Source organism: Rhizobium sp. PvP014 (assembly GCF_017876855.1).
Classification (GTDB): Bacteria; Pseudomonadota; Alphaproteobacteria; order Rhizobiales; family Rhizobiaceae; genus Neorhizobium; species Neorhizobium soli.
Map to the genome: position 1 here is coordinate 3,263,154 of NZ_JAGIOT010000002.1, position 26,302 is coordinate 3,289,455.

At 60.9% G+C, this 26,302-nt stretch carries 18 protein-coding genes; 12 read left to right on the forward strand and 6 right to left on the reverse strand.

Annotated elements, in window-relative coordinates; all coding sequences use genetic code 11:
* Positions 1 to 74: 74 nt before the first annotated feature.
* From J3A65_RS20375 to J3A65_RS20385, 3 genes are all read right to left on the reverse strand, one after another.
* Positions 75 to 887 carry a TIGR02186 family protein gene (locus J3A65_RS20375; protein ID WP_062453889.1) on the reverse strand — a complete coding sequence of 271 codons (813 nt, stop codon included), beginning with the start codon at positions 885 to 887 and terminating at the stop codon, positions 75 to 77.
* On the reverse strand, positions 887 to 1,813 hold the full coding sequence (locus tag J3A65_RS20380; RefSeq protein WP_209903093.1) for a sulfite exporter TauE/SafE family protein: 927 nt from the start codon (positions 1,811 to 1,813) through the stop codon (positions 887 to 889). The genes J3A65_RS20375 and J3A65_RS20380 overlap by 1 nt, the downstream gene beginning before the upstream one ends.
* A gap of 252 nt (positions 1,814 to 2,065) precedes the next feature.
* Positions 2,066 to 5,980: a peptidoglycan-binding protein gene (locus J3A65_RS20385; RefSeq protein ID WP_209903095.1), complete on the reverse strand. Its 3,915-nt coding sequence runs from the start codon at positions 5,978 to 5,980 to the stop codon at positions 2,066 to 2,068.
* Between the two features lie 485 nt (positions 5,981 to 6,465).
* Here J3A65_RS20385 and J3A65_RS20390 point away from each other — a divergent pair, with 485 nt between their 5' ends.
* The 4 genes from J3A65_RS20390 (at position 6,466) to J3A65_RS20405 (ending at position 12,279) form a co-directional block, all read left to right on the forward strand.
* The gene (locus J3A65_RS20390) at positions 6,466 to 8,259 is read left to right on the forward strand and encodes an acyl-CoA dehydrogenase C-terminal domain-containing protein (protein ID WP_062453886.1); all 1,794 of its coding nucleotides are present in this window, start codon (positions 6,466 to 6,468) and stop codon (positions 8,257 to 8,259) included.
* 196 nt (positions 8,260 to 8,455) lie between these two features.
* Complete coding sequence (locus J3A65_RS20395) at positions 8,456 to 9,664, forward strand: acetyl-CoA C-acetyltransferase (protein WP_209903098.1); 1,209 nt, start codon at positions 8,456 to 8,458, stop codon at positions 9,662 to 9,664.
* 2 nt (positions 9,665 to 9,666) lie between these two features.
* Positions 9,667 to 10,050, forward strand: coding sequence for a cupin domain-containing protein (locus J3A65_RS20400; RefSeq protein WP_062453884.1), 384 nt, complete (start codon positions 9,667 to 9,669; stop codon positions 10,048 to 10,050).
* 15 nt (positions 10,051 to 10,065) lie between these two features.
* Positions 10,066 to 12,279, forward strand: coding sequence for a 3-hydroxyacyl-CoA dehydrogenase NAD-binding domain-containing protein (locus J3A65_RS20405; protein ID WP_209903099.1), 2,214 nt, complete (start codon positions 10,066 to 10,068; stop codon positions 12,277 to 12,279).
* 71 nt (positions 12,280 to 12,350) lie between these two features.
* On the opposite strand, the gene opgC is transcribed toward J3A65_RS20405, so the two are convergent.
* Together opgC and J3A65_RS20415 are read right to left on the reverse strand one after the other, a co-directional pair.
* On the reverse strand, positions 12,351 to 13,595 hold the full coding sequence (gene opgC / locus J3A65_RS20410; protein ID WP_209903101.1) for an OpgC domain-containing protein: 1,245 nt from the start codon (positions 13,593 to 13,595) through the stop codon (positions 12,351 to 12,353).
* A 206-nt stretch (positions 13,596 to 13,801) separates the two neighbouring features.
* Positions 13,802 to 17,323, reverse strand: a complete 3,522-nt coding sequence (locus J3A65_RS20415) for a PAS domain-containing hybrid sensor histidine kinase/response regulator (RefSeq protein WP_209903104.1) — start codon at positions 17,321 to 17,323, stop codon at positions 13,802 to 13,804.
* Positions 17,324 to 17,510: 187 nt separating this feature from the next.
* Here J3A65_RS20415 and mscL point away from each other — a divergent pair, with 187 nt between their 5' ends.
* The 7 genes from mscL (at position 17,511) to J3A65_RS20450 (ending at position 24,161) form a co-directional block, all read left to right on the forward strand.
* Entirely contained in the window at positions 17,511 to 17,954 is a 444-nt protein-coding gene (gene mscL, locus J3A65_RS20420; protein WP_062578996.1) for a large conductance mechanosensitive channel protein MscL, read from the forward strand.
* Between the two features lie 124 nt (positions 17,955 to 18,078).
* Positions 18,079 to 19,254, forward strand: a complete 1,176-nt coding sequence (locus J3A65_RS20425; RefSeq protein ID WP_062578998.1) for a pyridoxal phosphate-dependent aminotransferase — start codon at positions 18,079 to 18,081, stop codon at positions 19,252 to 19,254.
* A gap of 165 nt (positions 19,255 to 19,419) precedes the next feature.
* Positions 19,420 to 20,454 (forward strand): UDP-glucose 4-epimerase GalE, encoded by a 1,035-nt coding sequence (gene galE / locus J3A65_RS20430; protein WP_062453878.1) that lies wholly within the window; start codon positions 19,420 to 19,422, stop codon positions 20,452 to 20,454.
* 120 nt (positions 20,455 to 20,574) lie between these two features.
* Complete coding sequence (locus J3A65_RS20435; protein WP_209903106.1) at positions 20,575 to 21,342, forward strand: polysaccharide deacetylase family protein; 768 nt, start codon at positions 20,575 to 20,577, stop codon at positions 21,340 to 21,342.
* A gap of 170 nt (positions 21,343 to 21,512) precedes the next feature.
* Positions 21,513 to 21,716 carry a KTSC domain-containing protein gene (locus tag J3A65_RS20440; protein WP_062579001.1) on the forward strand — a complete coding sequence of 68 codons (204 nt, stop codon included), beginning with the start codon at positions 21,513 to 21,515 and terminating at the stop codon, positions 21,714 to 21,716.
* Positions 21,717 to 21,887: 171 nt separating this feature from the next.
* Positions 21,888 to 23,648: a GGDEF domain-containing phosphodiesterase gene (locus tag J3A65_RS20445; RefSeq protein ID WP_162237961.1), complete on the forward strand. Its 1,761-nt coding sequence runs from the start codon at positions 21,888 to 21,890 to the stop codon at positions 23,646 to 23,648.
* Positions 23,649 to 23,765: 117 nt separating this feature from the next.
* Entirely contained in the window at positions 23,766 to 24,161 is a 396-nt protein-coding gene (locus tag J3A65_RS20450; RefSeq protein WP_192087554.1) for a RidA family protein, read from the forward strand.
* An 18-nt stretch (positions 24,162 to 24,179) separates the two neighbouring features.
* On the opposite strand, the gene J3A65_RS20455 is transcribed toward J3A65_RS20450, so the two are convergent.
* Positions 24,180 to 25,043 carry a MurR/RpiR family transcriptional regulator gene (locus J3A65_RS20455; protein ID WP_062579003.1) on the reverse strand — a complete coding sequence of 288 codons (864 nt, stop codon included), beginning with the start codon at positions 25,041 to 25,043 and terminating at the stop codon, positions 24,180 to 24,182.
* A 136-nt stretch (positions 25,044 to 25,179) separates the two neighbouring features.
* Between J3A65_RS20455 and J3A65_RS20460 the strand changes: the two genes are divergently transcribed.
* Complete coding sequence (locus J3A65_RS20460) at positions 25,180 to 26,268, forward strand: D-TA family PLP-dependent enzyme (RefSeq protein WP_209903652.1); 1,089 nt, start codon at positions 25,180 to 25,182, stop codon at positions 26,266 to 26,268.
* Positions 26,269 to 26,302: the final 34 nt, after the last annotated feature.

The following is a 26,302-nucleotide window of genomic DNA, read 5'->3' on the forward strand; positions in this document are numbered from 1 at the left end:
TGGAACTGTATGTTGCGCCCTAACTAGGGCGTGAGGAGAGGATTGGAAACCGTTCCGGCGAATTTGTTAGACGATCAGTCCTTGCGGAAGATGATGCTGGCGCCCCATCCGGTTACGACAGCGATCAGCACGCAGAACAGACCGTAGGCGATCGGACGCTCGTGCGCTGCATCGGTGATCGCCTGCTCCAGGCCGGTCTTGACCACGCGCAACGGCATCTCCCGCTGAAAGATCAGGTCGCCGCTCTTGAACAGATAGGCGTGGACCATGTGCACGCCATCGGGCACGTTGGCTGGAAGCCGCAACGAGGCTCGGAACAGGCTGGACGAGACGAAGCGCACACCGCTCGTGTCGCGCTGGTAAAGCCCGCTGTTGAGCTTCTGCCGGCGATAGGCCTCGCGGAAATCGCTGATCAGACCGGAATTCGGAATGTAGCCGGTGGGGTTGAGAGGCAGGTGTTCGATGCCGACCCCGATATTGTTGAAGGACGGCGCCTGGTGATCGAGGTCGTTCAGCTGGCGTGTGCTGGCGATCGAATAGCTCTCCGGCACCTGTTCGAACGTCATCGCCTGAGTGTTCATCCAGATCCCGAGCACGCGTTCCTTGCGCCGCACGGTGGCATAGTCGCGCGGACCTTCAAGCGTCACGACGATATCGTACTGACCGATCGCGAGCAGCAGCTCGTCCGGATTGGTAATGGCCCCGAAGATGGTGAGGTCGGCGCCGCGGAAATCCGAGGTGATGGCAATCTCGCTCGACGATGCTCCGATCTCCAGCCCTTCCTTGATCGGCGAGGCCGTGTCGAACGGCGTCTGGGCCGCGACCTGCGTTGCCAGCGACAATCCGAATGAGAGAAGAAGAAGGAGGGAGAGGATCAGCCTGCGCATCAGTAGGACAGTCCTCCGACGGCCACCGAATAGACGTCGCTCGGCGTTGCGATCAGGCCGATCGCAAGACGGATGCCGACGGCTAGAACCAGCAGCGCCAGCAATGCGCGCAGCTGTTCGCCGCGCAGCTTCTGGCCGACGCGCACGCCGTACTGGGCGCCGATCACGCCGGCAATCATCAGGATCGTCGCAAGCACGATATCGACGGAGTAGTTCGTCGCCGCCTGAACCATCGTCGTATAGGCGGTGGTGAAGATGATCTGGAACAGAGAGGTACCGACCACGACATTGGTCGGAATGCGCAGGAGATAGATCATCGCCGGCACCATGATGAAGCCGCCGCCGACACCCATGATAGAGGTGAGCACGCCGATGACGAAACCGAGCACGAGGATCGGGATGGCGGAGAGATAGATCTTCGACTTCTTGAACCGCATCTTGAAGGGCAGGCGGTGCACCCAGTTGTGCTGGCCCGGGCGTTTCAGCGGTAGCTGCTGGTTGTTCCTTGCCCGCCGCATGGCTCTGAGGCTCTCCTGCAGCATCAGCGCGCCGATCGTCGACAAAAGCACGACATAGAGAAGCGAGATGAACAGGTCGAGCTGGCCGATGCGCCGTAGCCAGGAAAAGATCCACACACCGACCGTCGCGCCGACAAGGCCCCCGGCAAGCAGCACCGTGCCCAGTTTCATATCCAGCGACCCGCGCCGGAAATGGGTGATCGCGCCCGAGATCGAGGAGGCAACGACCTGGTTGGCGCCGGTTGCGACGGCAACGACGGGTGGAATGTTGTAGAAAATCAGAAGCGGCGTGATCAGGAAGCCACCGCCGACGCCGAACATGCCGGACAGAAACCCGACAGCTGCACCCATGCCAAGGATGATGAAGATGTTCACCGAAAGCTCTGCAATCGGCAGGTAGACAGTCACGGCTGAACCTCGACACGTCGAAAAAGACAACGCCGTTGCAGGCGGCACGCATTCAAGTGGGCCGTCGCTCTGGCTTTGGGGAACCCTTTCACAGACGCGATGAACCGCGCATGAAGGACACCCCGTCATGCGCTTGGCCTGCCGGGGTGTCAATTCGTGAATCTGCGGGGAAAACAGCAGCTTCAGCGTTTTCCAATGGGCGTGGCCGATAGTCCCCAGCCCGACCGGATTGGTCGTCTTACGGGTTGCTGGCTACTTGTTGCGTGCCAGCAATTCCCGAACCAGTGCGTCGTTGATGCGGCCGGAAGGCTCCTGGCCGATCGAGGACTGGAACGACTTGATTGCGCTTACCGTCTTGGCACCAAGCTTGCCGTCCGGCCGTCCGGCTTCAAAGCCGTTCTTGTTGAGGATCGCCTGGATGTTGCGGACGGCCTTTTCCATGTCAACAGATGCGGTGGTAAGACGCTTGCCGGCAGCCCATTCATCCGGAACAACAACGGCATTTGCCCGCGGCTCGGGTGTCATCACCTTCCAAAGGTCGACCTTGGCGCGGGCGCTTTCCAGCTGTTCCTTGCGCATGGCGTTGGCCACTTCGTCGCGCTTCTGGGCGGCGTCGTTGTCGCCAGCCTTTGCCGCAACGGCAAACCACTTGTAGCTCTCTTCCAGATCCTGCTTCACGCCGTTGCCGCGGGCAAACAGGATGGCAAGGTTGAACTGGCTGTCGGCGACACCGTGGTCGGCGGCCTGGGTGAACCACTTGACGGCCTGGGTGTAGTCAGGCTGGCCCGTGGCACCGGACGCGTAGAGAACGGCGAGGTTGTGCATGGCGCTGGCATTGCCGGCTTCGGCGGCCAGCTGATAGTAGCGAACGGCTTCACCGAGGTTGCGCTCGACGCCCGTTCCCTTTTCGAACATGTTCGCCATGCGGTACTGGGCAGGCGCAAGACCACGGTCGGCGGCAAGCTTGTACCAGGTTGCCGCCTCTGCGAGATCAGTCTTGACGCCACGTCCCTCGGTAAAGCGGGTGGCAATCTCGAACAGCGCGTTGGCATCGCCCGACGATGCGGCGTCGGCAAGCGATTTCGGCTCCAGGCCGACAGGCACGACGATCGGAGCCGGTGCCTCGATTTCAGCGGCAGCCGGCGCTTGTGCCGTGAAGCCGGCGTCTTCTGAAGGTGCCGGAGCAGCTTCGGCGGCCGGACGCATTGAAGCGAGATCTCCGGCTGCGGGAACCGGATCGATCAGGTGGTTTGTCGCGGCGTCGGGCGCGACCGGAGGCGGCGTCGCTGCCACATCCTGTCCGTCACCCTCGCTGGCTGCAGGGCTTTCGGCCGGGGTTTGAGCGGTGTCGACAGGAGCGGGAGCTTCGACTGGTGCGCTAGGAGCCTGCGCAGTCTCTTCCGGCACGGAGACCGGAGCCGGGGCTTCGAGGGCAGCCTGTTCGGGCGCGCTGTCGCTGCTTCCGGTCACGTTCTTGACCACCTGCATCGACATCATCACCAGCAGCACGGCGCCGACGGCCATCAGGATGGGGCGGCGATGCTGCGAAAACTTGGCAAACATGCCGGTCTTTTCGGACGGCGTGCCGGCAACCGACGTGGTCTGCGACTTGGTGGCGGAGCGAACGCTCTTGACTGCGTTGACCTGGGAAGGATCCGTCTCCTGTGCTGCGGCCTTGGCTGCACGACGGGCAGCGGCGATATAGTCAGCGCGGTCCGATTTGTCGGCCGTTCCGGGTTTCTCGCCACTGAAATCGCCGGCGGCCTGGCTGGCACGCACGCGCTCGAGGATCTTCTTGACATCGGGAGCGCCCGAGCCCGGCTCCAGCAGGTCGTTTTCACGGCCGGCTGGGAGAATGTCGGCTGGATCGATCGAAGGCGTTGGCTCTATGACGGTGCGGGCCGGCTTTTCGCCTGCATCGCGGGTGCCCGACTTGAAACGCTTCGAGAGGCCGGCCAGCAGACCGGGCTTGGCCGGCTCTTCCCGCGCGGCTGCAGGGGGCACGACGACCTCGTCGTTTTCGACGGGCGCATCTGCCAAAGCAACATGGCGGTCCTCGGCGCCGGCAAATTCCATCGCTGGAACGGACAGTTGCGCTGCGGCGGGCATCTTGGGATGGCGAAGCGGCTGGTCGGTCTGGGCTTCGCGACTGGCCGGCGCATCGCGATAGGCGGGCTCGAAACGGGCCGTGGAAATGCTGTCTTCCAGCGTGTCCAGACGATTGGCGATCTGCACCAGCGTTCCGTGCAAGGCTTCGAACGTCTGATGGCTGCGCGTTTCCGTGCCACGGGTCAGCTCTTCAAGGTGGCGAAGATCGTCGGCGAGGGCCGAAAGGGCTGCCATGTCGCCGGACGCGACGGCCATGCCGCCGGCGCCGGTATTGCGCGAATAGGCTTCGACGACGGCTTCTGCGGCCTGCCGTGCGGCTTCCAGAATGTACTCGTCGTTGGTCGACATGTAGCTTTCGATTGCCGAGAACCGATGCTCGAAACCATCAGGTAGCGCAGTGACCGAAGATGTCTGCGGCTCGCTGATCAGGCTCGAAAGATGCGCAATCTGGTCTTCCAGGCTACGCAGGGCGTTTTCGTCGCCGCGCGGTGCGCTGGCTGCTTCGTCCAGTCGCATGGCGATGTCGGTCAGCCGGGTTTCCAACCGGTCGAAGGCCCGCTCGTCGGTGGCAGGCGCCGGGCGATATTCGATCTCGTCGATACGACGGGCGAGATCATCCAGCCGCTCGCCCAGCATGTCGTTGATCGAGTTGTGATCAAGACCATCGATCTTTCGCGAGATATCGGCGAGGTGGTCGGAAAGCTCGGTCTGATAGGCGGGCTTCTGCGCCTGCGTCAGCATGACCGAAAGCTGGTCGAGCCGCTCCTCCAGCCGCATGGCGGCCTGTTCGTCGGAGAGTTCCTCGATCCGCGCGGTCAGCGCTTCGATCCGTCCGGACAGCATCTCGCTCGGATCGGCAGCAGCCTGGCTGATCTGATCGACCTGCTCTGCGATAGCGACGATCCGGCCGTCGAGCTTCTGCATGAAAGCCTGGTCGAGCGTGGCTGCGGCCGAAGCACGGCTGCCGGCGGCAACGGCGCGAGTGATTTCGTCGAGACGCTCGTCGAGAATGGTGAACTGTTCGGCAAGCAGTTCGTCGGATGGCTGCATGCGGCTGCCGAGTTGCTCCATCGCGGTCGCGATCGCAATCAGCTTCTGCTCCAGCGCGCGCAGCGCGGGGCTGTCGTTCATGCCGCCAAGCTGGGTCTTGATGTCGTCGATCCGGTAGGCGAGCTGCGAAACCTCGTCGCGCAGAAGCTCTGGCTCAAGCCCGTGGATTCGCTCTTCCAGCCCTTGCCAGCGGCTTTCCATGCGCTGCACGGAATCTTCGCGTGCCACGCCATCCATGACCTGGGCCATGACATTGCGCAGTTCCTCGAACTCGGCGCGCAGGGCCTCCGCATCGGGAGAATTGCTGTAGCCCAGCTGACTAATGCTGTCGGCAAGACGGGAGAAATCGCCGCGCAGGTCTTCGGTGCCGCGATGATCTTCGGCAATCGAGCGGATCGAGCGGATTTCGGTTTGCAGTGCGCCCATCTCGCGGGCGACGCCTTCGGCGATGTCCTGCTTCAGTTCATGACGCAAGCCGACCAGCGCTTCGGCGATTTCGCGCATGGAGGCGCCATCGGTCGCCTGCTGGCGGGTTTCCCGCATTTGCATATCGCGGCTGGCGACGGCCCGCTCGAAGCGGCTCGCAGAAACTTCGGTGGCAGTTGCCGCAACCGGTGCAGCCGGACGGCGCTCCTGGCTGGGACGATAGGCTTCCGGCGGCGTGATCTTATCGCGGAGTGGTGATTGGACGGGTTGGCGGACCGGTTCGGCCGCATGCGACTGCTGTGCGCTTGCCATGCGCTCGCGGGCCGATCCCAGCATGCGCTGTCGCTCGCGGATTTCCGCCAGCGGGTCGGCAAAGCGAGGCGCCGCTGGCCTCTGCATCTGCGGGGGCTGCACGGACGCCGGTTTTTCGAGGCGCGGGTCGGAAGCGGGCTGGCGGCGTTCGCGCCCGGCGCCCGACATCAGATCCTCGATTCGGGCCTCCAGGCCCTCGATCGTACGGTTCAGGGCGTCAAGAGAGGAGCGTTCGCCCGGGCGGTTAGGATTCGATCGTGATCCGTTCATGTGCTCGCTCGCTTCCGCGTTTTACCTGCCGACGCTCGGTTTCAGCCTCATCCGCCGCCTATTGGCACCGGTGAATCACATCCATATTAGACATTTCTTACGCAAGGCTTGCCTTATGAAAGAACGACTCATTCGTTGGATGGATTTGACTGACCTCCCGTAGTCCCCACTATTTCCAGAAACGTAGTAAATAAATCGTTAATGTTCGTTAAGATCTTAACCTTTTTGCCACGATTCCGCATGTTTGCCCGGATGACACGGGTTTCGACGATGCTATCACTGTGATGCAGCGCGGCGGGCGCGACTTCCTCGGCAGTGCAGGCGAAAGCACCTATTAGGTGATGCTAACGCCGGGTCAAAATCGGCTCGCGATATGAGACTCCAACTGTTTGACGTTTACGCGAACGTCAATTAAGTAAGTGCAGGAGACGACGGGCTGCGATGCCCGGGAGGAAGCGTCAGGCTAATCTGGAGGATGGATAACGATGCCCGTCTATAAGGCACCGGTAAACGATACACTTTTCGTTCTGAATGATGTGCTCGGCTTGGAGCGTTACGGCAACCTGCAGGGTTTTGCCGATGCGACGCCCGACATGATCGAGGCGATCATCGGCGAGGCGGCGAAAGTAGCCGAAGAGGCCCTGTTCCCGATCAACCTTTCCGGCGACCGGGAAGGCTGCACCCGCAACGACGACGGCACTGTTTTGGTGCCCAACGGCTTCAAGCAGGCCTATGACCAGTATGTCCAGGGCGGCTGGATCGGCCTGGCCGTACCGGAAGAGTTCGGCGGCCAGGGCCTGCCCTACACACTGCATGCCGCCGTCGGCGAATACATGTCGTCGGCCAACATGTCGCTGATGATGTATCCCGGCCTGACGCAAGGGGCGATCGCCGCCATCCTCGTCCACGGCACGGACGAGCAGAAGGCCACCTATCTGCCCAACATGGTCGGCGGTAGTTGGTCGGGCACCATGAACCTCACCGAGCCCCATTGCGGCACGGATCTCGGTCTGCTGCGCACCAAGGCGGTGCCGCAGGATGATGGCTCCTACAAAATCTCCGGTCAGAAGATCTTTATCTCCGCCGGTGAACACTCGATGACCGACAATATCGTGCATCTGGTTCTCGCGCGGATCGAGGGCGCGCCTGAAGGCACCAAGGGCATCTCGCTGTTCATCGTGCCGAAGTTCATGGTGGGCGATGACGGTTCGCTCGGAGCCCGCAACGGCGTCAGCTGCGGTGCGCTCGAAGAGAAGATGGGCATCCACGGCAACTCCACCTGCGTCATGAACTATGACGATGCCACCGGCTATCTGATCGGCGCCGAGAACAAGGGTCTCTCGGCCATGTTCGTGATGATGAATGAGGCCCGCCTCGGTGTCGGCCTGCAGGGCCTGTCGATCGCCGAGACCGCTTATCAGAACGCCGTCGCCTATGCCAACGAGCGCATCCAGGGCCGTTCGCTCTCCGGCGCGAAAGCGCCGGACAAGAAGGCGGACCCGATCATCGTCCACCCGGATATTCGCCGCTCGCTGATGACCATCAAGGCCTTCAACGAGGCAGGCCGCGCCTTCGTTTTGTGGACGGCGCTGAAGTCCGATATCGCCCACCGCTCGCAGGACGAAGCGGAACGCCAGAACGCCGACGATCTCCTCGGGCTTGCCACGCCGATCCTCAAGGGCGTGCTGACCGACAAGGGCTTTGATCACGCGGTGATTGCCCAGCAGGTCTTCGGCGGCCACGGCTATATCGAAGAATGGGGCATGAGCCAGTATGTCCGCGATGCCCGCATCGCGATGATCTACGAAGGCGCCAACGGCATCCAGGCGCTCGATCTGGTTGGCCGCAAGCTGGCGCTTAACGGCGGCCGCGCCGTCATGGCCATGTTCAAGGAAATCGGTGATTTCTGCGAGGAAAACCGCGGCGACGAGGCGATGGTTCTCTACACCAAGGGCCTCAAGAAGGGTCTGAACGACCTGCAGGCCTCGACCATGTGGTTCATGCAGAACGCCATGGCCAAGCCCGACAATGCTGGCGCCGGTTCGACCGACTACATGCACCTATTCGGCCTCGTCACACTCGGTTACATGTGGGCAAAGATGGCAAAGGCCGCGCAGACCGCATTGGCCGCCGGTGACCCGCGCGAAGACTACTTGAAAGCAAAGCTCGTCACGGCGAAGTTCTATATGGAGCGTATCATGCCGGAAACCGCGCTGCGCAAGGTGCGCATCGAGGCCGGCGCAGACACCATGATGGAACTGGCCGCCGAGGCGTTCTGAGCGTTGGCTACCCCCTCTGGCCTGCCGGCCATCTCCCCCTAGAAGGGGGAGAAAATGTGTGGCGACCGCTCGTCCCGATTGAACATCGGGGGCGCGGCGGGATAAACCCTCCCTCTTGTGGGGAGGGTTTGGGAGGGGTCTTCTCTCCCGCAGTGAAACAAAGGCAATGTAATTTGCCACCAAGGGAGATGACACCATGACCGAAGTCTTCATTTATGATCACGTGCGCACGCCGCGCGGTCGCGGCAAGAAGGACGGCTCACTGCACGAAGTGCCGGCTGTCCGTCTCGCGGCAAAGACCCTCGAAGCCATCCGTGATCGCAACGGGCTCTATACGGAAACCGTCGACGACATCATCATGGGTTGCGTCGATCCGGTCATGGATAGCGGCGCCGTCATCCCCAAGGCCGCAGCCTTCGAAGCGGGATATTCGACCCGGGCACCCGGCATGCAGATCTCCCGTTTCTGCGCATCGGGCCTTGATGCCGTCAATTTCGGCGCCGGTAAGATCGCAGCCGGATCCGACGACATCGTCATTGCCGGCGGTGTCGAATCGATGTCGCGCGTCGGCATGGGCATGTCCGGTGGCGCCTGGTACATGGACCCTTCGGTCAACTTCCCGTCCTACTTCATGCCGCAGGGCGTCTCGGCCGATCTCATCGCGACGAAATACGGTTTCTCCCGCGATGACGTCGATGCCTATGCCGTCGAAAGCCAGAAGCGAGCCGGAAAAGCCTGGGATGCTGGCTACTTCAAGAACTCGGTGATCCCGGTCAAGGATCAGAACGGCCTGACCATTCTCGACCGCGACGAGCATATGCGGCCCACAACCGACATGCAGGCGCTGGCCTCGCTCAATGCCTCGTTCCAGATGCCCGGCGAAATGGGCGGTTTCGAAGCTGTCGGCATCCAGGCACATCCGGAAATCGAAAAGATCAATTACGTCCACCACGCCGGCAATTCGTCTGGCATCGTCGATGGCGCTGCAGCCGTCCTGATCGGCTCCAAGGCCGGCGGCGAAAGCATGGGCATCAAGCCGCGCGCCCGTATCCGCGCGTTCGCAAACATCGGCTCCGACCCGGCGCTGATGCTGACCGGCCCAGTCGACGTCACCGAAAAGCTGCTGGCCCGCACCGGCATGACGATTGCCGATATCGACCTGTTCGAACTCAACGAGGCCTTTGCCGCCGTCGTGCTGCGCTACATGCAGGCGTTCGACATTTCCCACGACATCATCAACGTCAATGGCGGCGCGATTGCCATGGGTCACCCGCTCGGTGCCACCGGCGCGATGATCCTCGGCACCGTCCTCGACGAACTGGAACGCCGCGATCTCAACACCGCATTGGTCACGCTCTGCATCGGCGCCGGCATGGGCACCGCGACCGTCATCGAGAGGGTCTAATCGTGAGCTTCAATACGGGTACAATCGAAGATGAGTTTGCGCATGTTGACGACCACTGGTCTCCACGCGTCATTGCCGATCTCAACGGACAGAGCGTGAAGGTCGCCAAGGTCAAGGATCATCTGACCTGGCATTCGCATCGCGACGAGGACGAACTGTTCCTCATCTGGAAGGGCGAACTCACGATCGAATATCGGGACCGGCCGCATGTCCATATGAAGGCAGGCGACTTCCATGTCGTTCCAAAGGGCGTCGAGCACAATCCGGTCGCGGCCGATGAGTGCTGGATACTCTTGTTCGAGCCGTCCGAGACGAAGCACACCGGCGATGTCGTGGTCGAAAAGACCAGGACGTTGGAAACCCAGCGCAGCCATTTGTCGGCCTGATAGGGGAGGAACCCAATGACCTACACCAACTTCACCATCGAAACCGACGCGGACGGGATTGCTGTCGTCACCTGGGACATGCCGGGCAAGTCGATGAACGTCTTTACCGCCGAGGTGTTGGAAGAACTCGACGCGATCCTGAAGGCAACCGTCGCGGATGCCGCCATCAAGGGCGTCGTCTTTACCAGCGGCAAATCCTCGTTTTCCGGCGGTGCCGACCTCACCATGATCCGCGGCATGTTCTCCATGCTGCAGGAAGCGACCGCACAGGACCCTGCCACCGCCAAGCAGAAGCTGTTCGAGGTTGCAGGGCAAATGACCTGGCTGTTCCGCGCCATCGAAACCAATGGCAAGCCCTGGGTATCGGCCATCAACGGCACCTGCATGGGCGGCGCTCTCGAGCTGTCGCTGGCCTGCCACGGGCGCGTCGTCGCCAATTCCAAGTCGGTCAAGCTTGCGCTGCCTGAAGTCAAGGTCGGCATCTTTCCGGGCGCCGGGGGAACGCAGCGCGTCTCGCGCCTGACAGATGCCCAGTCCGCCCTGCAAATGATGACGACCGGTCAGACGCTGACTCCGCAACGCGCCAAGGCGATGGGTCTCGTGCATCAGGTCGTCGAACCCGATCAGCTCGTGACCGCTGCAAAGCAGATGATCAAGGATGGTTTGAAGCCCGTCGCTCCGTGGGACGAAAAGGGCTTCAAGGCACCCGGCGGCGGGGTCTGGACGCCACAGGCTGCCCAGCTCTTCCCGGCGGCTCCCGCCATCCTGCGCCGTGAGACGGCAGGCAACTATCCGGGCGCGCTCGCCATCCTCAAATGCGTCTATGAGGGGCTTCAGCTGCCCTTCGATACGGCGCTCAAGGTTGAGCAGCGCTATTTCACGCAGATCCTCGGCACGACCGAAGCCTTCTCGATGATCCGCTCGCTGTTCATCTCGATGCAGGAACTGGGCAAGGGCGCCCGCCGTCCGGCTGGTGTTCCAAAAAGCGAGTTCAAGAAGGTCGGCGTGGTCGGCGCGGGCTTCATGGGTGCCTCGATCGCTTATGTGACCGCTGCCGCCGGCATTCCCGTCGTGCTGATCGACCAGAGCCAGGAAGCAGCTGACAAGGGCAAGGCCGTCTCCGAAAAGCTGGTATCCGACAGCGTCGCCAAGGGTCGCCTGACGAAGGAGGAGGGCGAAAAGCTCCTCTCGCTCGTCACCGCCACGCCGGACTATTCGACACTTGCAGATGCCGATCTCGTCATCGAGGCAGTGTTCGAAGACCGCAACGTCAAGAAGGCCGTGATCGAGGCGGTCGAAGCCGTCATTCCGGAAACCACGATCTTCGCGTCGAACACCTCCACCCTGCCGATCTCGGGCCTTGCCGAAAACTCCAAGCGTCCGGACCAGTTCGTCGGCGTGCATTTCTTCTCGCCGGTCGAAAAGATGATGCTGACCGAAGTGATCCTGGGCGAAAAGACCGGCGACAGGGCTCTCGCAATGGCGCTGGATTTTGTCGGCAAGATCAAGAAGACGCCGATCGTCGTCAACGACACGAGAGGCTTCTTCGTCAACCGCTGCGTCTTCCGCTATATCAACGAAGCCTATGACATGCTGGCCGAAGGCGTGCCGGCAGCGATGATCGAGAACGCCGCCAAGATGGCCGGCATGCCGGTCGGGCCGCTGTCTCTCAACGATGAAGTGGCCGTCGATCTCAGCCAGAAGATCATGAAGGCCTCGATCGCCGATCTTGGGTCCAACTCGGTCAAGCCGGAACACATGGCGCTGATCGACAAGATGGTCGACGTGCTCGACCGCCGCGGTCGCAAGAACGGCAAGGGCTTCTACGATTACCCGGCCAAGCCCGCGAAGAAATCGCTCTGGCCCGGCCTGAAGGAGTTCTATCCACAGAAGCCGGCTGGAGACGTCGACGTCAGCGTGCTGAAGCAGCGCTTCCTCGTGACGATCGCACTGGAAGCCGCCCGCACCGTTGAGGAAGGCATCGTCACCGATCCGCGCGAAGCCGATGTCGGCTCCATCCTCGGCTTCGGCTTTGCCCCCTATACGGGTGGCACGCTGTCTTACATCGACGGCATGGGTGTGAAGACCTTTGTCGAACTCGCCGAAAAGCTGGCCGCGCAATATGGCAGCCATTTCAAGCCGACACCGCTGCTCATGGACATGGCGGCGAAGGGCGAGACCTTCTACGGTCGGTTCGACCCCTATGCGAAAGTCAGCCAGGCGGCCTGACGTCGCCAGCATCTGATCACGAAAAAGGGCGCCTCGTGGGCGCCCTTTTTGTATCGAAACGATAGTGGCTGCTACCGGATGATCATCTGCTGTGGAACGCTCTGGGCAGCCGGTGTCGGCGTCTTGAGCGTCTTCGCAGGCGCCGGTTCCGCAGTGCCGAGCAGCTTGTCGCGCTCGCGCCACAGAGCCGGGATCGACAGGAGGGCGACGGCGGTCAGCGCAATCGCGGTTTTTGTCCACTCGCCAAGCTCCGGCGTACGACCGTCGAAATAGTAGACAAAGTAGACGATCGCGACGTGCCACACATAGACATAGAGAGAGTGGCGGCCGAGCAGGCGCAGATACCGCAGGGTAAATACCCATGTCACGGCAGACGAGATGTTACGCACCCAGCTTGCCTTGTGCTGCGGACCGGCAACCAGCAGCCAGGTGACTAGAAGACTCATGGCAGCGAAGTTCAACAGATAGACAGGACCGAAATCGGCGCGGATTTCCATCGAGGCGAACTTGCCGATCATGTAGGCCGGCATCAGCTCGTTGGCGGTAATCAGGCGCAGCGGCAGGAAGAACATCACCAGCACCAGCGCCACCTTGGGGATGAACGTGTTGTCTGGCGACAGGATCTTGCCCCAGTTGATCTTGCCGGACGAGGTCAGCGCACCGAGCACGAGGCCCGAGAAGAACACGATCTGCCAGCCAAACAGGTTGAACGAGACGCGGATGCCCTGATCGTCCGAACCCATGATCAGCTCATTGATCGGGATCGTCGCGATCTGATGCAGACCCAGCTGTCCGGCCATCCACATCATGATCGAGGCGGCGACCACGTAGTGCCACTTGTCATCAAGCACCAGCTTGATGAGCATCGGTGCAAACAGCATGTAGACGATATACTGCGGCAGGATGTCCATGAAGGTCGGCTGGTAGAGGAAGGTGGCGATCGCAGCGAGACGCAGCGGATCGTCGAAATTGGTGTAGCCCAGCCAGTTGAACCAGACCGAATAGGCCCCCGGCAGCAGCATCTGCGCCACCAGCACGGCGATCACGATGCCCATCGCATAGCGATAGAGCTCGAAGGCACGGCTGTAGATCGCAGTGCGACCGGCGGCATATCCGCCTTTCATCATCTTGCGGGCGTAGACCATGCCGATCATCAGACCGGACAGGAACACGAAGCCCTGCGCATCCTCGACAAAAGCAAGCTGGTTGTGGTTGATTTTGACCAGGAAGTAGCCACCGGCAAATATCAGGTGGTTGAGAACCATAAATACAAGGAAATATCCCCGCATCCCGTCAATGATCTCGAATCGTTTCATCGGTCGCGGTCTCCGTCTCTACCGGTTCCGATGGCCTCGTGCCTTTCGGTCCGTAAGGCCTCTTCGGGCCGGGAAGTCACGCGCCTAAACGTCGCGACGCGCCGGAGAGTTCCGAGCGACACTCGCTTTGTATCTGACGTTCAGACATTTCAACCGTAAACAGTCTGTGATGACTATTCGATGAACAGCTTTTCAAGCAGTTTGCGTCATTCCGCCGCGAGACGCCGCAGACCGGCGATCTGGGTGAGGTAAGCGCGCAGCGCCGCCGGTCGCACCGGCTTGTGCTGCAGTGAAATGCCGTGTTTCTCAGCTTCGTTGCGCACATCCGCGGACCGATCGGCGGTGATGAGCAGGGCCGGAACATCGGCCTCGTAAGCGGTACGCAGCGACTGGATCGCCGCGATCCCGTCGCCGTCATCGAGATGATAATCGGCGATAATGATGTCCGGCGCCGGCTCACCCGAACGGATGATTTCGTCCAGCGCCGTGATGGACTGCGCTTCCCTGACCGTGCAACCCCAACCCGTAATCAACAGCGCCATCCCCTCCAGAATCTTCGGCTCGTTGTCGATGCACAGAACCCTCAGCCCGGTCAGCGGCTGCGAGCGTTTGCGCCGTTCAGGCCGCTCGGAGGCTTTCGCCGGTCGCGCGACCGATGCGTCGAGCGGCAGATCCACCCTGAAGATGGTTCCGCGACCGGGCCTCGATGCAAGCTGCACGGGGTGGTCGAGCACGCGCGAAATACGGTCGACGATGGAAAGGCCGAGGCCGAGACCGGTTGCGGTTTTCGCCCCTTCGTCGAGCCTTGCGAATTCCTTGAACACGGTCTCGAACTGCGCTGCCGGAATGCCGATGCCGGAGTCGTGCACTTCGATCGATACTCGCCCGCCATGCCGCCGCGCGCCGACCAGAACCTTGCCGCTGATTGTGTATTTGATCGCGTTGGACACCAGATTCTGCACCAGCCGGCGCAGGAGATTGGCGTCGGAGCGAACCCTGAGTGAGGTCGGCATCACCACGAAGGTCAGGTTCTTCTCGCGCGCCATCGGCTCATAGTCGGTCGCGATGCGGCGCAACAGATCGTCGAGGACGATGGTTTCAAACTGCGGCTTCATTGCGCCGGTGTCGAGCCGCGAAATATCCAGTACCGCCCCAAGGATCGCCTCGACCGACTCGAGCGCGGAATCGATGTTGCGCACCAGCGGACCGTTGCGGTCGGCAGGCGCCATGCGCTCGACCAGCGCGGATGAGTACAGTCGCGCGGCATTGAGCGGTTGCAGGATATCGTGGCCGGCAGCGGCAAAGAAACGTGTCTTGCCGATATTGGCTTCCTCGGCCTCGGCACGCGCCTGGCCCAGTGCATGGTTGACGCGGGTCAGCTCTGAGGTGCGCTGTGTAACCCGCTGTTCGAGCGTTTCATTCGCCTGTTTCAGCGCCTTTGCCGCCGCAACACGGTCGGAAATATCGGTGAAGGTTGCAACGATGCCGCTATCCGGCATCGGGTTGGTGCGCACTTCGATGATCCGCTCGCCGCTTGCAACGACAAGCGAGAACGACGCATCCAGCGTCTTGAACCTGTTGACCACATCCGCCTGTTCGTCTGCAGGAATGTCACCCCGGTCCGAAAGCATCGCCACGATTTCTGAGAGCGGAAATCCGACCTGTCCGACCTGGTCGGGAAGGTCGAGAAGATGGCGAAAACGCCGGTTCCAGATCGTCAGCCGGTCGGCACTGTCGAACACGGCAATTCCCTGGTCCATCTGCGAAAGCGCCGTCTGCAGCATGTCCTGATTATACTGCAGGGCTTCGCTCGCCTGATCGAGCAGGAAGGCGGTGTCGGCGCTGGCGTCCTCGGCCTTCTGCAGGATCAGCGACAAGACAAGCCGTGCCGAGGAAGAACCGATCGCGCTTCCCAGCAGCTGTTCGGAGAAATGCACCAGCGCCATATCGGCCGGCTGGTCGTCCTCGAACCGGCGTCCCGCGGTGCGCTCATAGTGGGAAAACGAACGCTGCATGCGCTCCTCGCCGAGATAGCGGGCTATCGTCGCCTTGAGGTCTCCCACGCTGACACGGGTCTTCCAGCCGCGGGTCGCGAATTCCGAGCGCAGATGCCGTTTGACGAAAATTCCGGCCTGCAAACGCTCCACCGGTCGTGGATTGCGTGACAGAGAGCCGAGCACGAAGGCCAGCATGTTGAGCGCCAGACTGAAGATCGTCGCGTTGACGAGCGGATCGGTTTCGGGACCGGAGAATATGCCGGTGCCGGGGATCAGGAAATTCAGCACGGCCGCGGCGATGTGGGAATTGTCCGGTCCGCCGAGGCTCGGCACGAACAACAGATAGGCCCAGGCCGCAAACCCGAGGCACATGCCAAGGATTGCGCCTCGGGCATTCGCCCTCCGCCAGATCAGCCCGCCGAACAGCGCGGGCGCCACCTGCGCGATCGCCGCAAACGCCAGAAGGCCGATCGAGGCAAGACCCGACTGGGTGTCCGCCATCCGGTAATAGCCGTAGCCGAGAAGCAGCACGGCGAAGATCGCGAGCCGTCGGATATTGAGAAGTGCACGGGTGAAATCGGCACGACCCCCATGCGCCGAGCGTGCCGCCATCAGCTTGCGGCGCAGGAAGACAGGAATGATGATGTCGTTCGACACCATGATCGACAGTGCGACGGATTCGACGATCACCATCGCGGTTGCGGCGGAAAAGCCGCCGATGAAGGTGATCAGCGTCACGACCGGCAGATTGCCGTGGAGCGGAAGCGTGAGAATGTAGAGGTCGGCATTGCCGGTTCCACCGAACGTGACCAGTCCGGCAATCGCCACCGGCAGCACGAACAGGTTGATCGCGACGAGATAGATCGGCAGCAGAAACGAAGCGACCTTGCGTTCCCGATCCGTGCGGTTTTCCACGACCGTCACATGGAACTGCCGAGGCAGAAGCAGGATGGCGAAGGCCGAGAGAAGTATCAAAATCAGCCAGCGGCTGAGGGGCGTTTCGTAGGACAGTGCCGAGGTGATCAGGAGGTTGTCGGCAGCCTTGGCCATCAGGTCTGCAGGACCGTCGAACAGCACGAACAGCACCGTCAGCCCAACGGTTGCAAAAGCAAAGACCTTGACGACGGATTCCATCGCCACTGCCAGGATCAGACCGTCCTGATGCTCCGTCGCATCCGTATGGCGTGTGCCGAACATGACGGCGAAACCGGCCATCAGCAGTGTCACGATCAGGGCCAGATCGATGAAATGCAGGTTGCCGCTGCCAATCCCGTAGTCGGAGGGATTGACCATCACGGCGACCGAACTCGACACGGCTTTGAGTTGCAACGCGATATAGGGCACGGAGGCCACCAGCGCGATGATGGCGACGATCATCGCCACGGTCGAGTTCTTGCCATAGCGGGCAGCGACGAAGTCGGCGACGGAGGTCAGTTTCTCGGCTTTCGCGAGTTCGACGATGCGTCGGATCAGCGGCATGCCCAATGTCAGCATCAGGATCGGGCCGATATAGATGCCGAGGAATTCAATCCCGCGACGGGAAGCCAGACCCACGCCACCGAAATAGGTCCACGAGGTGCAGTAGATCGCCAGGCTGAGCGCATAGACCACGGGCCGGCCGATCTTCGGCACGCCCACGACGCGGCTTCTCCGGTCGCCATAACTTGCGACCGCAAACAGCAGCAGAATATAGGCGAAAGCGGCGACGATGATCACCCAGCCCGAAAGCATGTCTCCTCCCCGCAATGCCGCGACGCGGATGAGATTAGGTCAAAAGCAAGGGTTTGCAAATCGCCGCGGCATTGGCAAAAAGTCCAATGCCTGGTCATCTTTAAGTCTCTGTCTTTTTCACCTTTTCAGCAAGTGGTGATGCACTATGTTGGGGCGGATCAACAACCCGAGCAGCAGGGGTAATGCTATGTCCGTTGTTTCCGAATTCCGTTCCTTTATCGCCAAGGGCAATGTCGTCGATCTCGCCGTCGGCATCATCATCGGCGGCGCCTTTACCGGCATCGTCACATCACTGGTCAACGATCTCGTCATGCCGGTCGTAGGTGCCGTGACAGGCGGTGGGTTCGACTTTTCCAACTACTTCGTGGCGCTGTCGAGCGCGGTCACAGCGCCCTCGCTGGAAGAAGCCCGCAAGCAGGGCGCGGTCTTCGCCTATGGCAGCTTCATCACGGTCGCGATCAACTTTCTCATCCTCGCCTTCATCATCTTCCTCATGGTCAAGGGCGTGAACAAGCTCCGCGCCATGGAAGAAAAGAAGCCTGCGGACGCCACACCGGCCCCGCCGCCGGCCGATATCCAGTTGCTTTCGGAAATCCGCGATCTTCTGAAGACGGGTAACCCGATCCGGTAATCCAACCGCGTCAACAGATCGGCGATCCATCAAGAAAAACGATCGCCGATCCACGGATTGTCATGGGATTTTCCGAGTTCTCTGCGCTAAACAGAATGAAAGCATAGGGAAATGTTCAGGAACCATGTCGATCATTGCAAGTCTCAGCCCGCGCGCCGTCTCCACTCCCGAAAGCGGTATTGTCGAGATCATCAATCACGCCCGCGCCGGTGGCCGCCGCGACCTGATCCCGCTGTGGGCAGGCGAGGGCGACCTGCCGAGCCCGGATTTCATCAATCAGGCGGCATCGAGCGCGCTTCTGGGCGGTGAGACCTTCTATACCTGGCAGCGCGGCATTCCCGAACTGCGCCAGGCACTGTCAGACTATTACACGCGGCATTTTTCAAAGACGCTGTCGTCAGAGCATTTCTATGTCACCGGCTCCGGCATGCACGCGATCATGATGGCCGTGCAGGCGATCGCCTCGCCGGGCGATGAACTGATCTACCTCTCGCCGACCTGGCCGAACATCATCTCCGCGATCGAGATTTCCGGCGCTTCCGCCATCGGCCTGCCGCTTGCCTTTACCGGCGGCGGCTGGTCTCTCGATCTCGACACGCTGGACGCTGCGATCACACCAAAGACACGTGGCCTTTTCATCAATACGCCCGCCAACCCGACCGGCTGGACGGCAACGCTTGATGATCTCCGAGACATTCTGACGCTCGCCCGCAAACATGGGATCTGGATCATCGCCGACGAGATCTATGCCCGTTACTACTACGGTGGTGCGGCAAGGGCTCCGTCCTTCCTCGACATCATGGAAGAGGGCGATCGGATCATCTTCGCAAACTCCTTCTCCAAGAATTGGTCGATGACCGGCTGGCGCATGGGCTGGCTGGTGGCCCCGCCGGAAATGGGGCAGGTGATCGAAAACCTCATCCAGTATTCCAATTCGGGCGTTGCCCAGTTCATGCAGCGCGGCGCGGTCGTGGCGCTGAACGAAGGCGATGGCTTCGTCAACGAGAACGTGGCCCGCGCCGTCGCCGGCCGCGATATCCTCTGCGATGCGCTGATCGCCACCAACCGCGTGCAGACGCTGAAACCGGATGGCGCGATCTACGCCTTCCTGAAGGTGGATGGCGTAACCGACAGCCGCCTGACGGCAATGGACATCGTCGACAAGATCGGCGTGGCGCTGGCGCCCGGTTCTGCCTTCGGAGAGGGTGGCGAACTGTTTCTGCGGGCCTGTTTTCTGCGCAATTCGGCCCATGTCGAAGAAGCCGCCGGTCGGTTGGCGGACTATATCAAGCGCCTCTAACCCCGCTCCATCACCGCAAAGAGGGCGGTCTGTAAAATTTTATCGATCGCCTGAACGCCGTGTTTTCCGTGTTCCGCGTTAAACCCGGCGGCCCCGCCCGGTGGTAAGGTTTGCTGAAGAACGGCCGTGTTTCTCTCTGCGAAAGAAAAAAGCAGGGGCGAGAAAATGGCTGTTCTGGTCACGGGTGGTGCAGGGTATATCGGAAGTCACATGGTCTGGGCGCTGCTCGACGCTGGCGAGGATGTCGTCGTGCTCGACCGGCTGTCGACAGGCTTTCGCTGGGCGGTTCCGGACGAGGCGCGCTTCTATCTGGGTGATGTCGGCGATTCCATCATCCTGAAGCAGATCTTTGCTGAAAATGACATCGACGCCATCCTGCATTTCGCAGGCTCGATCGTCGTGCCGCAATCGGTCGCGCATCCGCTGGATTATTACGAAAACAATACCGGCAAGACCCGCTTCCTGGCGGCAGCCGCCGTCGAAGCGGGCATCAAGCATTTTGTCTTCTCTTCCACCGCCGCCGTCTACGGCGATCAGAAGGATGACACGCCGGTTCTGGAAAGCGCGCCGACGCTGCCGAAAAACCCCTACGGTCAATCCAAGCTGATGTCCGAACTGATGCTGCGCGATGCGGCTGCAGCCCATGATTTCCGCTTCGTCGCGCTGCGCTACTTCAACGTCGCCGGTGCTGATCCGCTTGGGCGCACCGGTCTTTCCACGGAAGGTGCGACGCATCTCATCAAGATTGCCTGCGAGGCGGCTCTCGGCAAGCGCCGCGGCGTCGATGTCTATGGCACCGATTATCCGACAGCCGATGGTACCGGTGTGCGCGATTACATCCATGTGACCGATCTGGTCGAAGCGCACTTGAAGGCACTGAGCTATCTGCGTCGTGGCGGCGAACCTCTGATCGCCAATTGCGGTTATGGGCGCGGCTATTCGGTGCTGGAAGTGCTCGAAGCGGTCAAGAAAGCCGGAGCCCGCGGGTTCGACATCAACTACGGCCCGCGTCGCCCGGGCGATGCAGCGAGCGTCGTCGCCAATGCGACGCTCGCCCGGCGCCTTCTTGAATGGACCCCGCGCCACGACGATCTCGACCTGATCGTCGAAACCGCAATCCGCTGGGAACGGGAACTGGGCGATCGCCGTCCGGAAAGCATCCGTGCGATCCGCACCCGGCTCGCGTCGGCGAGCTTCTGAGCGCAAGCATGATGCAGTGATGCGGCCGCATTGCTGATACGTGAGAATGCGCATGGTCGAATGGCGTGCAGAGAATTAAAAGCGGGATCCTGGAACAACCCGATCCTGCGGAAACTGACCATGCGCCTCTTGTCCACCGCCGCTATCCTCCTTTGCTGTCTTGCGCCTTTGGCGAAAGCAGACGCTCTGGCGGTTCAGAAACTGGTCGAGCCGCGTCTGACGGTGGCGCCTGCGGGAAATGCGAAACACATCCGTGTTGCCCTTACCTTCGATGCCTGCATGGGCAAGGCCGACGAGCGTATTCTGACCACGCTGGTTCGTGAAAGAATTCCCGCAACGATCTTCGTCACGTCACGTTGGCTGAAGCACAATCCGGAAACCGTCGCTGTTCTGCGTGAAAACAGCGATCTCTTCGAGCTGGAAAATCACGGCGAGAATCACATTCCCGCAGTCGATATTCCGATCGCGATCTATGGCATACCGGCCGCAGGCTCGCCTGAAGCTGTCGGCCGCGAGGTGGGGAGAGGAGCCGACGCCATGCTTGCAGCCGGTCTTCCGAGACCGCACTGGTTTCGCGGCGCGACGGCAAAATATGATCTCTCGGCCATCCGGGAGATCCGGGCCATGGGTTTCAAGATCGCCGGCTATTCGCTGAACGGCGATGATGGCTCGCTCCTCGGCGCCGCGGCTGCCGAAAAACGGATTGCTGCTGCCAAGGATGGCGATGTGGTGATTTCACACATCAACCAGCCGACTCATGCCGCCGGCGAGGGGGTCGCTCGTGCACTGGTTGATCTGAAAAACAGAGGCGCAGAATTCGTTCGCCTCTCTGATTTCGAGGCCTCAGGCGACCATGAGACGACCGCCAAGCTGCCTGGATTGTTTTGAGGTGGATCGGGATCAGCCTCAAAAGGAGGGCTCGGAAATTGCTAGTTCCTCCGAATTTCATGTGAAAGCAACGAAGAGAGCGTGAGCATCTCGATTACTTAATTAAGCTTAAATTTTCTTGCAATTTTTATGCTGCACTGCATTATTGTCTCCGTTCAAGGAGTGCGATTATGCAAGCAGAGCTAAACTCATCTCTCTTCGATGCTGCTGCTTATGATGAAGGTGCGGAGCGTCTCCGGCTGTTCATGAAAAACGGGCAAATTCGCGAATTCGAGACGGTACCCGTGCAGGTGTTCCAGCAATTGGCAGGGTCCCGGTCGCCAGGACAGTATTACATCGAAAACATACGTTCCAAGTTCCCGATGTTCGGTTGATCGCCGAATCGGCGTTGCTCGGCGGTCGCGAACGGCCTGAGCTATCTCGCTGACGCGGATCGCCGGTGTTTAAAGGGTAGAGCTCCCTCATAATAACACGTGCACATTGTTTTAGTATTCGCTAAGTAATGGCTGTTATTGTCGTCGCCACCGATGTCGGCAGAGCAAGCCATGGAAAACAAACGCATCTGGACGAACAACGAACTGGACGACCTCCTGCGCCAGTTGAATGTTGCTTTGGAGGCTTCCGGCATCGGCATCTGGCAGCACAATCTGCGCAAGAACCAGACCCGGTGGGATGAGCAGCTACAGGAACTCTACGGTGTCCCGAAGGGTCCGACGGATGTGGTGTGGCTCGAATGCGTCCACCCAGACGACCGAGATGCCGCCAATGCGCACTTCGAAAAGGCAATCGAAAACCGCGAAGACTATGCGTCGCAGTTCAGGATCATCCGCCAGGATGGTTCCATTCGCCACCTTCGCTCACGCGCAAAGTTCTTCATCGACGGGAATGGCGAGCCATGCTTCGTCGGCGCGGAATGGGATGTCACCGACGATGTGATGCGAAGCCATCAACTGGCGGAAGAGCGGGAAGCCGCAGACCAGAGCCGCGCCGAAGCGCGCTATGCTGCTGACCACGACCACCTGACCGGACTTCTCAACCGCCGCAGCTTCGACGCGATATGTGCCAGCCTTGCAAAACGGGGTGAGCTGGACTTCGTGTCGCTGTGCCATCTCGACGTCGATAACTTTAAGGAAATCAACGACCGATATGGCCACGCCTGTGGAGATGTGGTCATCGCCCATGTCGCGTCGATCCTGAAGCAGGCAAGCCGCCCGGGAGATATCGTGGCGCGGCTGGGGGGTGACGAATTCGCCATCGTTTCGATGGACCGCGGCCTCAACGCGATGGAGAAGATCGTCGCCGAAATCCGCGCCGAGCTACAATCACCCGTTCTTCTCAACGGCAAGAATGTCGTTGTCACCTGTTCGATGGGCGTGGCGCAAACCTCGGCGTCGGATGTCACCGGACTGCTCGCCTGTTCCGATCTCGCGCTCTATGAGGCCAAGAGAAACGGACGCAACCGCGCCGAATGGTTCTCGCCCGCCATGGCAGCCGCATCGATCGCCGAAAAACACATCCTCTACGAGCTGCGCAGCGCCATCACCAACGGCAATTTCGTGCCGTTCTACCAGGTACAGGTCGATGCCCGGACCCGCGCTATCAAGGGCCTCGAAGCGCTTGTGCGGTGGAAACATGGAGAAGAGCTGAAACCGCCCGGCGCATTTCTGCCGACGGCGGTGACGAACGGGTTGATCGACGAAATCGACGAAATCATGCTGCGCCTTGTCCTTGCCGACTTGAGGCGATGGCAAGCCGAGGGATTTGCTCTGCCGCGCGTGTCCGTCAACATGTCGGCCTCCCGCCTCTCCGATCCTGATTTGGAGGAAAAGCTCAAGCGTCTCGATATCCCGGCAGGCCAGGTGAGTTTCGAACTGGTCGAGACGATCTTCCTCGATGAGCTCACACCGGAGATCAGAGCCAATATCGATGCCATCCGGTCGCTTGGGATCGAAATCGAGATCGACGATCTCGGTTCGGGCCATGCCTCACTGCTCGGGTTGATCAAGCTTCGCCCGGACCGCGTCAAGATCGATCGGCAGCTCATCCTGCCCATGCTGGATGGCCTGCCCCAGCAGCGCCTGGTCGCCGCACTGGTCGATATCGCCCGGACGCTGGACATGGAAGTCGTCGCCGAGGGAGTCGAAACGCTCGGCCATGCGGACGTGCTGGCAAGTCTTGGCGTTGACCTGCTGCAAGGTTTTGCCTTTGGCCGGCCGGAGCCGGCACATGTCGTCGAGAAGCGCTTGGAGAAGCGCCATACGACGGCGCCGACCGGTTCGCGCGCGTCGTCGGCAAGGCGTCGCTGATATCCGAGCCGTTTTAACTACCGTAAATAATTTTCTCGTATTCCCCCGAGGTGCTGGAAATTCGCATCCAGGCAGTGCTAGATTCGCGGTCGGTGAAAATAAATTACGGAGAGCATCGTGAGCCACAAGAAAATCGAACGTCTCGCTGCGGCCGACGCACAGGCGGGCGGCCAGCGACGTCCATTCGCCAAGGCCGTGCGCGCCGGCGATTTCGTCTATGTGTCCGGCCAGGTGCCGACGGTGGATGGCGAAGTGGTGACCGGTGGCATCGTGGCCCAGACCGAACAGGTCGTTGCGAACATCAAGGACGTGCTTGCGCTTGCGGGCTGCACGCTGGCCGATGTCGTGAAGGTCAATGTCTGGCTCGACGATGCCCGTGACTTCTCCAGCTTCAATGCGGTGTTCCAGAAGCATTTCATCGATCATCCGCCAGCACGCTCGACGGTCCAGTCGCCGCTGATGGTCGATGCCAAGGTCGAGATGGACGTGATCGCCTACAAGCCGATCGACTGATTGTGTCAATGACGACCGTCAGTCGCCGAGAAGCTGGCGGTCGTCGCCGTCGCGGTTGCGCACCAGTTCTTCCTTGATGCTGCGCAGCGCCTTGAGCGCAATGTTGCGGTCGGCATAGGCGACCATGTTGGCGAGGATGTCGATCGCAGCGAGATAGGCAAAGCGGGTCGAGGTGGGGCGGAAGATGTTCTTGCCCTCCTGCATGTCGATGGCGATCGTCAGGTCGGCCGCATCGGAGACAGGCGAACCCCGCTGCGTCATCACGATGGTGGGAATGCCGTGTTGGCGGAGCAGCTTGAGGCATTGGACGAGGCCCATGTCGCGGCCGGTATAGGACGACCCGAACACGACCGTGCCGGGCTGGGCTGCTGCCGAGATCATCAGGTTCATGTTGTGGTCGTTCGATGCATTGATGCGGCAGCCGAGACGAAAGAGGCGATTGTGCAGCTCGTTGACGACCATCGCGGAATTGCCGCTGGCACCGAAGGCCTGGATGAAGTCGGCACCGCGCAGCATCTGCGCGGCTTTCTCGATTGCGCCAAGGTCGAGCTGCCGATGCAAATCGAAAAGCGCGTTCTGGGCTTTCGAGATGATGTCCTGGGCAACCTCTTCCACCGTCGCGGTCGGCGCTTCCGGTTTCAGATAGCGCAAACCGACATAGGCCATCTTGGCCAGCTGAACCTTGAAGTCGGAATAGCCTTGGCAGCCCAGTCGGCGGCAGAACCTTGTCACGGTCGGCGGCGAAACCCCGGCACGCTCGGCCAGATCACTGATTGAAGAATTGACCACGAAATCGACATTGGCGAGCGCAAACTGCGCCAGTTTCGTCTCCAGGCTCGAGAGCCTGCCGTCTTCATCGGAAAGCGCGTGAAACAGGTCCATCAGGTATCTTCCTCGAAACTGGTCGCACAAACGAAGCACGTCACGATCGTGAAAATGAATTTCACCAGTTCTTGCCCTGATAGCACAAAGCGGGCAAGCATCAACGAAACCAGCCATGCCCACAGAGGTTTACATCATGAACTATCCCTGGCCTGAACCCGGCACGCCGCTCGATCAGATCGCAACGCCGATGCCTGTGATCGACGAGGATCGGCTCGCCGCCAATATTGCGCAGGTACAGGCCTACTGCGATGCGCAGGGCAAGGCGTTCCGCCCGCATATCAAGACCCACAAGATCGCAGCCGTCGCCCGCCAGCAGATCGAAGCCGGCGCCGTCGGCCTCAACTGCCAGAAGGTCACCGAGGCTGAAGTGTTCGCCGATGCCGGTTTCGACGACATCCTGATCACCTACAACATTCTCGGACCGGTGAAACTTGCGCGGCTGAAGGCGCTGAATGCGCGCGTGTCAAAGCTTGCCGTCGTCGCAGATAGTGAAACGACCGTGTCGGGCCTGTCTTCAACGTTCGATGCCGATCGCCCGCTGACCGTCCTGATCGAATGCGATACGGGCGCAAAACGCTGCGGCGTGCAGACGCCGGAACAGGCGGTGGCTCTCGCCGAAAAGATTGCAGCGGCGCCGGGCCTGCGCTTCGGCGGCATCATGACCTACCCGGCCATCGGTGGCGCAGAGGCCGTCGAGGAGTTCATGGCGACCACCATGTCGCTTCTGTCGGAAAAGGGCATCGAATGCCCGGTGCGGTCCAGCGGCGGTTCGCCGGATCTCTTTTCGGCACATCTGGTGCCCTCCGCCACCGAACATCGGGCGGGAACCTATGTTTATAACGACCGCAGCATGGTGCGCGCCGGTCATTGCACGCCCGATGATCTCGCCATGCATATCCTGGCAACGGTCGTGTCGAAGCCTGCGCCCGACCGGGCAGTGCTCGATTGCGGCTCGAAGGCCCTGACCTCCGATCTGCTCGGCTTTTCCGACTACGGTTCACTCGTCGGCTTCGAGGGTGCGCGGATCGTATCGTTGTCCGAAGAACATGCGGTGGTCGATCTGTCGGCCTGTGCAACCCCATTTGCGGAGATCGGCCAGATCGTAAAGGTCGTGCCGAACCACACCTGCGTCGTCACCAACCTGTTCGACCGGATGGTGTTTCACCGCGACGGCATCGTCACCCGGGTCGAAAACGTCGATGCCCGCGGCACCGTCTGGTAGCTGACGGATCGATTTCCTCCGAGCGAATGAAAAT